Annotated in this window: 5 protein-coding genes and 1 pseudogene; 4 read left to right on the forward strand and 2 right to left on the reverse strand. The window is 46.6% G+C overall.

Features of this window, described 5'->3' with window-relative positions:
• Nucleotides 1–418: 418 nt before the first annotated feature.
• Entirely contained in the window at nucleotides 419–7,504 is a 7,086-nt protein-coding gene (locus FNW02_RS36055) for a PAS domain S-box protein (protein WP_191762286.1), read from the forward strand.
• A gap of 12 nt (nucleotides 7,505–7,516) precedes the next feature.
• Nucleotides 7,517–8,146, forward strand: coding sequence for a response regulator (locus FNW02_RS36060; RefSeq protein WP_191762287.1), 630 nt, complete (start codon nucleotides 7,517–7,519; stop codon nucleotides 8,144–8,146).
• Nucleotides 8,147–8,340: 194 nt separating this feature from the next.
• Here the strand turns inward: FNW02_RS36060 and FNW02_RS36065 are convergent, their stop codons facing one another.
• Nucleotides 8,341–9,261 carry an AraC family transcriptional regulator gene (locus FNW02_RS36065; protein ID WP_191762288.1) on the reverse strand — a complete coding sequence of 307 codons (921 nt, stop codon included), beginning with the start codon at nucleotides 9,259–9,261 and terminating at the stop codon, nucleotides 8,341–8,343.
• Between the two features lie 201 nt (nucleotides 9,262–9,462).
• On the opposite strand from FNW02_RS36065, the gene FNW02_RS36070 reads away from it, so the two are divergent.
• Nucleotides 9,463–10,368: an NmrA family NAD(P)-binding protein gene (locus FNW02_RS36070; protein WP_225226213.1), complete on the forward strand. Its 906-nt coding sequence runs from the start codon at nucleotides 9,463–9,465 to the stop codon at nucleotides 10,366–10,368.
• Between the two features lie 25 nt (nucleotides 10,369–10,393).
• Entirely contained in the window at nucleotides 10,394–10,564 is a 171-nt protein-coding gene (locus FNW02_RS36075) for a hypothetical protein (RefSeq protein ID WP_191762289.1), read from the forward strand.
• Nucleotide 10,565: 1 nt separating this feature from the next.
• On the opposite strand, the pseudogene FNW02_RS36080 reads toward FNW02_RS36075, so the two are convergent.
• Nucleotides 10,566–10,668, reverse strand: a pseudogene (locus FNW02_RS36080) (IS1 family transposase); the annotation flags it as partial.

Below are 10,668 nucleotides of genomic sequence, written 5' to 3' on the forward strand. Positions count from 1 at the left end.
TTCTTGCAGTGTGCTGCGCTCAATCGCATGATTCATTTAGGTAAACCAGTTAGCTACAAAGTGGAAAATTAATTCGCCCTTCTATTGAGTGAAGTTTATCTTTTTTCCGTTTCATGCAACAAAGCCCCTTTTGGTTGCAGTTTCAATGGAGTTAGCAACACAACGGGACAGTGAAGAAGTTGTACGAGTGATAAGGTAAAACTTTCCGCTTCTGGTGTCCCGTGCTATGCCAGTTGTAAGCGTGAGTGTTGTAGAATGGCTCTACATAATTGATACAACGCTTAACGAGTTTAGTTAAGGCTCTACAACTGGCTAGAAATGAACAAAACCAAATAAAACCTCAGAAGATGAAAAATGTAGATAGCTGGATTGCTGTATAGTTTGGGTTATGCCAGATTATCCTCTCAAGAGTTGCTCTATGATTGCTCTACCTGGTATTTTTATCCAAAACAAAATATACGAAAGTTCCAATTCTCTAGTGTACCGGGGCATCAGAGACGATGGAGTAGGGATGGTTGTAAAAATGCTAAAGCTTGATTATCCCTCTCCCCAAGAACTAACCCGCTACAGACAGGAATATAAAATTACCCGTTCCCTGAATCTGGAAGGAGTTGTCAAGGCATACAGCCAGCAGGACTATCAACGCACTCTGGTGATTATCTTAGAAGATTTTAGGGGAGAGTCCCTAGAGCAATGGATGCACAAGCGCCCAGATATCTTCTGCCCCATGCCTTTATCCACTTTTCTAGGTCTTGCGATCGCTGTTTGCGACATTTTAGGCAGAATCCATGCAGCCAATGTCATTCATAAAGATATCAACCCTGGAAACATAGTCTTTAATCTGGATACTGGCGTTGTCAAAATTATTGATTTTGGGATTGCGACCCAATTTAACCGCACGAATCCGACTTTTAAAAGTCCCCATGTGTTAGAAGGCACGCTTGCCTATCTGTCGCCAGAGCAAACCGGGCGGATGAACCGGATGCTCGACTATCGCACCGATTTCTACTCGCTGGGCGTAACTTTCTACGAACTGTTAACTGGACAGCTACCGTTCCCCACTCAAGACATCCTGGAGCTAGTTCATTGCCATATTGCCAAACCGCCGATTCCTCCGCATGAATTGAACGCCACGATTCCCAAACCCATTTCAGGCATAATTTTGAAGTTGATGGCGAAAAATGCGGAGGATCGCTATCAAAGTGCCTGGGGCATCAAAGCGGATCTAGAACACTGCGCTCAACAACTGGCAGAAATGGGTCAGATCAACACCATGTCGTTGGGACTACAAGATGTTTCAGAACAGTTTTGCATTCCTCAGAAACTGTATGGACGAGAAGCCCAGACTAAAGCATTATTGGCGGCGTTTGACAGAGTGGCTAGAAAAGAGACGTTTGGCGAAATTTGTCAACTAGAGTCAGGAATAGAAAATGCTCAATTCAATGTCGAACTCATGCTCGTTGCTGGTTACGCTGGCGTTGGCAAAACAGCATTGGTGCAAGAACTCTATAAACCCATCACAGCAAAGCACGGCTATTTCATATCGGGTAAATTTGACCAATTCAGGCGCAATATTCCCTACAGCGCCATTGTGGATGCCCTGCAAAAGTTGGTGCAGCAACTTCTGGGGGAACCGGATGAGCAAGTGCAACAGTGGCGATCGCGTCTACTCACTGCTTTGGGAAGCAACGGACAAATTATCGTAGATGTCATTCCCGAAGTTGAGTTCATTATTGGCAAGCAGCCACCTGTGCCCGAAGTTGGAGCAACAGAAGCACAGAATCGCTTCAATCTCACGTTTCAAAGGTTTGTGCGGGCGTTTTGTGCAAAAGAGCATCCCCTGGTCGTCTTTTTAGACGATCTACAGTGGATCGATTCTGCGACGTTGAAGTTAATTGAACTCATATTGCTTGACGAGCAAACTCAATCTCTGTTTTTGATCGGAGCCTATCGAGATCATGAAGTATCTCCAACGCATTCATTAATTTTGATGCTGGAGAGCTTGCGAAAGCAGGGGGCAGCGCTTCAAGAAATTACCCTGACTCCTTTAACGCTGGAACCGTTGACTCAACTGGTGGCTGAGACATTACATCGCAATCCTGATACCGTTCGTTCCTTAGCCCAAGTCGTGTTGCGTAAAACCGAGGGCAACCCTTTCTTTGTTGGTGAATTTTTGAAGCTGCTGCATAGCGAAAACCTGTTAACCTTTGATGCCCAACAGTTGAGTTGGCAGTGGAACTTAACTGAGATTGAAGCTCAAGATATCACGGGTAATGTGGTGGAGTTGCTGCTGCGTCAGTTGCAGAAATTGCCGGAAGCAACACAGCAAGTTCTCTCCATCGCTGCTTGTGTTGGGTCTGAGTTTGATTTAGAAACATTGGCGATCGTTTGCGAAAAATTACCGAAAGCAATTTTCCAGGATTTATTAGAAGCAATACAAGCGGGATTAATTCAACCTCTATCTGAATTGGACGAAGACTTGTTGGTTCAAAAGTATAAGTTTTCGCACGATCGCGTTCAGCAAGCGGCTTATGCTTTGATTGATGAATCGCACAAACAGGTTGTTCATCTCCAAATTGGTCGCAAATTGCTCGAAAAAACTTCACCAGAGCAACGATCCGATCGGTTGTTTGAAATCATCGATCATCTCAATCAAGGACTTGAGCTAGTCACTGCTCGATCAGAACGAACTGAAATTGCCAGATTGAATTTAATGGCAGGTCAGAAAGCAAAGGCAGCAACGGCTTATGAAGCAGCTTTTAAGTATTTCACTACAGGGCTTAAACTCCTCAATTGGGAGAGTTGGCTCAGTGAGTATGACCTCACCTTAGCGCTGTACTCCCAAGCAGCAGAAGCAGCATATCTTCATGGTTGCTTTGATGAGATGGAACAGTTGGTAGAAGTAGTACTCGCTCGTGCCAAAACAGTGGTTGACAAAGTGCAGGCTTACGATAGCAGAATTCAAGGATATTTGTCACAGGGCAACCTGAAAGAAGCACTTAAAATTGGCTTGGAAGTGTTAAAGCTCCTGGGAGTGATTTTACCAGAAAATCCAAGTGAGTTAGATGTTCGAGGCAGATTGGAGTCAACGGCGGCACTACTCGCCCAACGAGAAATTGAAGACTTGATTAATTTACCAGAGATGACTGCACCAGAACCGCTAGCAGCAATGTCAATCCTAGCGAATATAGGGGCTGCTGCATTCATAGTATCACCAGCACTGATGATACTGATTACTTGTAAAACGGTAAATTTATCAATCAACTACGGTAATGCTATCTGGTCACCACTGTATTATGCTGCCTACGGATTTTTTCTATGTGGAGTTGTTCAAGACATTGAACTCGGCTATAAATTTGGTCAATTGGCTCTTAGCTTGGCAGAACGATTGAATACCAGAAAAGGCAAGGCTAAAGCATTACAGTTATTTAGTGATCACGTTATGCAATGGAAAGTACATCTTAAGGAGACGATACCACTGCTGGTTGAGGCTTATCAGGAAGGAGTGGAAACCGGAGACTTTGAAACCGCTGGTTATGCTGCATATGACGTGTGCTACAACTCGTTTTTCGTCGGTGAGGAACTCACCCAACTGGAACAGAAAATGGCAACCTACAGCAAAGCGGTTGATCGAATCAGGCGGGAAAGCCCCTCAACTTGGATTGCAATGGTGTGGCAGACCATTCTTAATTTGTTAGATAGGTCTCTTAATCCCAGTCGCTTAGTTGGTCGGCTGTGTAATGAAGAGGAGGCGTTATCACACGCTATTGCAATTAAAGATGGAACTGCAATCCAAATACTCTATTTGCACAAAGTCATGTTGTGTTATCTATTTGGAGAACACCATCAAGCTGGACAGACTGCTATTTTGGCAAGGCGACATTTTGAAGAAGCGACGGCAATAAAGGTTTTACCTGTATTCTGTTTCTATCATTCGCTGGCGCTTTTGAGCCTATTGCTCGATGCTTCAAACTCTGAAAAAGTAGCTTGGCTAAACTGTGTTAACACCAACCAAGAAAAGATACAGAAATGGGCAGAACACGCCCCAATGAATTATCTACATAAATTTTATCTAGTCGAGGCAGAGAAAGCGCGAGTCTTAGGGCAATTTCTTGAGGCTGAGGAGTTTTATGAACGGGCGATCGCAGGTGCTACTGAGCATGAGTTTATCCAGGAAGAAGCATTAGCTTATGAATTAGCGGCTAAACATTATCTGATGCGAGGTCGGTCAAAAATTGCTCAAACCTACATGAAAGAGGCGCACTATTGCTACGATCGCTGGGGCGCAACTGCTAAAGTTAAAGACTTAGAAACTCGCTATCCACAGTTCTTTTCTCAGTCGTCTAGAGCTGCTTCCGCATCAGTTCCTATTACTACTGAAACTATCACTAATCCCTTCCATACCGCTTTCGATTTAGCAGCAGTGATGAAAGCTTCACAGGCGATTTCTCGTGAAATTGAACTGAAGCAATTGCTGCGATCGCTGATGCAAACTTTGATTGAGAATGCTGGCGCACAAACCGGATATCTGATTTTAGAAAACTCAGGAGAATGGTCGATTGAAGCGGCTTGTGAACTCAATACCGATGAGAATGCTTGTGCGACTCAGGTGTTACAGTCTATTCCAATTGCCGATCAATTGCCAGAATCAATCATTCAATATGTGATTCGGACTCTGAAGCCTGTCACCTTAAATGATGCGACTCGTGAAGATGCTTTTATTAATGAGCCATACATTCAACAGAACCAGCCTCAATCTATTTTCTGTTTGCCGCTGCTGAATCAAGCCAAGCTGGTCGGTGTATTATATTTAGAAAATCGGTTAGCAGCTGGAGTATTTACACCAGAGCGATCGCAGGTCTTGCAGCTATTATCGACTCAAGCAGCGATCGCTATCGAAAATGCCAACCTTTACTCAGAACTGCGGGCTAAGGAAAGCAAGATCACCCAGTTCCTCGAAGCGATTCCGGTGGGAATTGGGATCGTGGATGCGACAGGTTGCCCTTACTATACCAACCAATGCGGCAGTCAACTTATAGGCAAAGAAACTGATACTTCCATCGCACCGGAGCAGATCTCAGAGGCTTATCAGCTTTATGTAGCGGGAACGGATCAAATCTATCCAGCGGAGAGATTGCCGATTGTGCGGGCATTAAAGGGCGAACGCATCAGGACTGAAGATATAGAAATTCGTCGAGGTCATACCACAATTCTAATTGAGGCACGGGGAACACCAGTTTTTGATCAACAAGGCAATATCACTTATGCGATCGCTACCTTTCAGGACATTACAGAGCGCAAACAAGCCGAGAAACTCCTAGCCGACTACAACTGCACTTTAGAGCAACAGGTCGCAGAACGAACTGCTGCGTTACGACAAAGTGAGTCCAACTACCGTAACCTGATTCAAACTGCGAATTCAATCATCCTTCGCACGGATAGGCAAGGACGAATTCGATACATGAATGACTATGGACTGAGCTTTTTTGGTTATGAGGAAGATCAGATTTTAGGGCGTACCCTACTGGAAACAATCGTTCCAGAAACCGAAACATCTGGACGCGATCTCAAGCAGTTTGTTCACGATCTGTTTCACAATCTTGAAGCTCCCTTGCCTCAAGCTTACTTGCAAACCGAGAATGAAAACCTTTGTCGAAACGGTAGACGGTTTTGGATTGCCTGGTCGAATCAAGCCATCTTCAATGAACAGGGAGATGTCGTTGAAATCTTATCGGTGGGCAATGACACCACCCAGCGTAGACAAGCAGAAGAGGCATTACAACGCAGTGAAGCTAAGTTCCGCAATATTTTTGAAAACTCACAGGTTGGCATCTTCCGCACCCGCCTCTCGGATGGATTACTTCTCGATGCCAATCAATGCTATGCCAATCTGCTTGGCTTTGATTCATCAGAGGAGATGATTGGGCTTGAACACGCCACAGACTACTATGTAAATCCCGGCGATCGCCAACAATTCCTTGAGGTGCTGAAGCGGGATGGGGAAGTGCGAAGCTATGAAGCACAGGGGCGAAAACGAGATGGGACAGTGTTTTGGGGACTTTTCTCTGCTTATCTGAATGCAGACGATGACTACATTGAAGGGGTGATTGCGGATATTAGCGATCGCAAACAAGCAGAAGCTGCTCTACAAACGAGTGAAGAACGACTACGCTTAGCATTAACCGCTTCAAATCAAGGACTCTACGATTTTGATTTAAAGACTGAAGAAAGAATTGTTAACCCGGAATACGCTTTAATGCTGGGCTACGATCCAGCAACATTCCACGAAAGCATTCCTGAATGGATTGCTCATTTGCATTCTGATGACAGAGAATCAGTTGTCGCAACCTACCATGCTTGTATTACTGGAGAAATACCCAACTTTCAAGTGGAGTATCGCCGTCGAACCCAGGATGGTCAGTGGAAATGGATTCGTTCTGCCGGCAAAATTGTTACCTGGAATGAATCCGGTGAACCCATTCGAGCGTTGGGGGTCATTACGGATATTGACGATTGCAAACAGGCAGAAGCAGCCTTACAAGCCTCAGAGTCAAAACTACGGACTCTAATTGAGGCAATTCCCGACCCATTGTTTGTACTATCTGCTGAAGGACGATTTCTTGAAATAATCGTACAGGAGCCAAATCTGCTATGGCAACCCTTTGAGGAGATGATTGATAAAACCATGCATCAACTCGGAGAGGAACAAGCCGATGAATTTCTAAGTTATATTCAGCAGGTGCTAAGAACCCAACAAATCCTTACAGTCGAGTACAGTGCGTTTCTAAATGGACGAGAAGCCTGGTTTTCAGCTCGCATTGCCCCAATCAGTCATGATCAGGTGATTTGGCTGTCGCGAGATATTACGGCGCTGAAGCAAGCAGAAGCCGCGTCAATTTTGGATGAACGCAACCGCATGGCACGCGAGATTCACGATACACTTGCTCAGGCATTTACAGGCATTCTGGCTCAGGTCGGAGCTGCAAACCAGGTACTAACGGATGATGTAGAAGCAGCTCAGGCACACCTAGACCTGATCAAAGAATTGGCACGAACTGGACTGACTGAAGCGCGGCGATCGGTCGTCGCGCTCCGTCCTCAGCTTTTGGAGGAAGGCAGTTTACAGAGCGCTCTGCACCGTCTCGTCGCTCAGACTAGAGCTGCCGCCATGGATACCACTCTAGATTATAAGATTGAGGGTGCAGTGTATGCTCTACCCACTGAAGTTGAGAGTAACCTACTGCGGATGGGGCAGGAGGCATTAACCAACGCAATTAGACACGCCAATGCTGATGAAATCCGAGTGCACCTCGTCTACGATCGCGATCGATTCTGCTTGCGCGTGAAAGACAATGGACAGGGCTTTGGAGTTGGCAGTATTCCAGCCTCTGAGGGATTTGGCTTACTCGGCATGAGCGAACGGGCAGAGCGCATAGGCGCACAACTAACGATTAGGAGTCAACCTGGACAAGGAACAGAAATTATTGTCACCGTCAACCCTTGAGTGAGCATCACGATGAGCCAAGCCACGACCATTCGGGTTCTAATTGCGGACGATCACGCCATTTTTCGGCAAGGATTAGCCACGATTATTAACCGTGACCCAGAGATGCAGGTGATTGCACAAGCCGAAAATGGGGAACAAGCGATCGCCGCCTTTCGGGAACACCAACCAGATGTAACGCTAATGGATCTGCGAATGCCTGAAGTGGAAGGAGTTGCCGCCATTGGTGCAATTTGTGCGATCGTTAAATCTGCTCGGATTATTGTACTGACCACGTATGATAGTGATGAAGATATTTATCGGGGATTGCAGGCAGGCGCAAAAGGATACCTGTTGAAAGAAACTGAACCGGACGAGCTTCTGAATGCGATTCGTACCGTTCATCGGGGCCGGCAGTATATTCCGCCCGATGTGGGAGCAAAGTTGGCACAGCGCCTCAGCAATCCAGAACTGAGTGAAAGAGAACTAGCAGTACTCCGCTCACTGGCACAGGGGATGAGTAATGCCGATATTGCGGCTGCTTTGAGCATCGGTGAAGGTACTGTTAAATCCCATATCAATCGGATTTTGAATAAGTTAGATGTCAGCGATCGCACCCAAGCTGTGATTGTTGCCGTTAAGCGCGGCATTGTAAGTTTGTAGGATGTACTTGCAATTGATTCCCAACAGCCTCAGAATTTCACTGATCTGATGAACCGCGAAGCGCAACGAGTCGTCAGTCCAGGGACTAAATTTGTTGCAGTTACTGCTCCTTCGGACCCAAATACATTGGCACTCGCACCACCCTTGCCATCGCTAGCCATGCTGTGGTCGATGGATAACTAGCCAATCTTCGCTCAAGCTGTCCGTAACCGTTCAATGTCTCGAATGGGCGGCGCACCGAACAGGCGCGAATATTCCCGGCTAAACTGTGACGGACTTTCATACCCCACCTGGTAGGCAGTAGAGGTCGCATCGAAATCCTCAGCGAGCATCAGACGACGCGCTTCTAACAGTCTTAACTGCTTCTGATACTGAAGCGGACTCATCGAAGTGACTTGCTTGAAATGCTGATGGAACGACGAAGTAGACATCCCGATCTGACTCGCTAAATCCTCGATCCGCATCGGCTTGGTAAAATCAGATTTGATTTGTTGAATCGCTAAAGCAATTCGCTGCATATTACTGCCGGATGTGGCAATTTGACGCACGGCTTCCCCTTGTTCACCCAACAGCAGATGGTAATAGAGTTCACGAATCATTAACGGTGCCAGCATGGAGATGTGTTGCGGAGTGTCTAAGAGCTTGACGAGGCGAAGGGCACACTCCATCAACGCTGGATCGACGTTGCTAACCGATATACCTCGAATAGAGTTTTCTGGCTTTGCCGAACTGGAACCCATTTGGGCAACCATCTCACACAATTGCATCAAGTCTAAGTTCAGCTTCAGCCCTAAATACGGCTTGTCAGGTGTCGCCTCAGTCACAAAGCCACTCAGCGGTAAATCAACGGAAACGACGAGATACTGCATTGCACCATACTGATATGTCTCCTCACCCAGAAATGCTTTTTTCTGACCTTGAACGACGATCGCCAGGATGGGTTCATACACGCTATGAGGTGCGGTAGATACTGTATCTGAGCGCGCAAAGTCTAATTGCTCGATCGCCGTGGGTTGGATAATGTTGCCGCTGGATTTGGTATGCCGCACGATCCGTGTGGCGATTTCTTGGCGGTGATCCGCGATTATGTCAGGGCGAGAGATTGCGACTGTCATAGCAGAGACTCGACTAACTCAATACCTTACAGTTGACATTATAGAATCTCTGCAAACGATCGCTCTGGAGAATTAGGCAATCATCGGATAAGTTTGGGCATTTCAAGAACAGCTTTTCCAACCTATGCTGAACTTACACGAATAGACAAGATGAGGATCAGGCAATGATGCAAGAAGGCAAAAATCGCCTGAGTGACCGGAATGATTAATGAGCAGGAGAACCTTATGTATGTAGTTTTTGGAGCGACGGGACAGACAGGTTCAGCAGTGGCTAACGCTTTGCTTGAGAGAAATTTTCCAGTGCGCGTTGTCTTGCGCTCTGATAAAGCTGCCAGTACATGGCGAGAGAAAGGTGCAGACGTAGCGGTTGCCGAAGTCACTGATGTCGAAGCGATGACCGCCGCGATGCGTGAAGCGGATGCCGTCTATGTGATGAACCCACCTGCTTACAACGTCAGCGATATGTTTGCGCTGGCAGAACAGATCGGCGAGTGTTATGTTGAAGCCCTTACAAACGCTGATGCACGGAAGGTCGTGTTACTGTCTTCGGTTGGTTCACAGCACGCTTCCGGTACGGGCAACATTTTGACGACCCATATTTTAGAGCGCATGTTGGGCAACTTGGCAGTTCCCGTCACAGTTCTGCGAGCGGCATCGTTTATGGAGAATTGGGGGAGTGCCGCCGTGATCGCTGCCGAACAAGGGGTACTGCCCAGTTTTTTTGCTCCACTCGATCGTCGGCTGCCTATGGTTTCGACCGAAGACATCGGGCGCACTGCGGCTGAAGCCATGATTGAAGACTGGAAAGGTCAGCGCATCATCGAACTGCATGGTCCGATCGACTACTCACCAAACGATGTCGCTGCTGCTTTTGCCGCTGTGCTTAACCGTAATGTACAGGCAATTGCTGTTCCCGAAAGCGACTGGCAAGCAACGATTTCCAGCTTTGGCTTTTCACCTGAAGCCGTCAACAGCTACAGCGAGATGATGCGCGGTTTCAACTCTGGTCATATCGTCTTTGAAAGTAGCCCAGAGATAGAAACGCGCACCGGACAAACTGCAATAGAAGCTGCTGTTGATAGATTGACTGGAAGCAAATCCAAGTAAAAATTAGCTTGAGGAGATTGAAATAGTGCGTTATTTAAGTCAAATTTTCACGGGAGCAGGACTGATTGGGCTGTTGGCTATTCCGGTGATGATGCAAGCTCGCGCGAAGGCAGAGATTCAATCGAATGTGACTGCGTTTGGGTCAAGTGATTACCCGACAGTATTGAATCAACGGCGTTGCATAATTGCGGGATGAATTAGGCTGAGATGGGTACAACCCCGTTCTTCAGGTAGTGCAGTAACAATTTAATAGATAGACTCAGCATTTCTTTGGATTTAGAATAACAAAGTGTGCGACGA

This window comes from Komarekiella delphini-convector SJRDD-AB1 (assembly GCF_014831675.1).
In the GTDB taxonomy this organism is placed as follows: Bacteria; Cyanobacteriota; Cyanobacteriia; order Cyanobacteriales; family Nostocaceae; genus Komarekiella.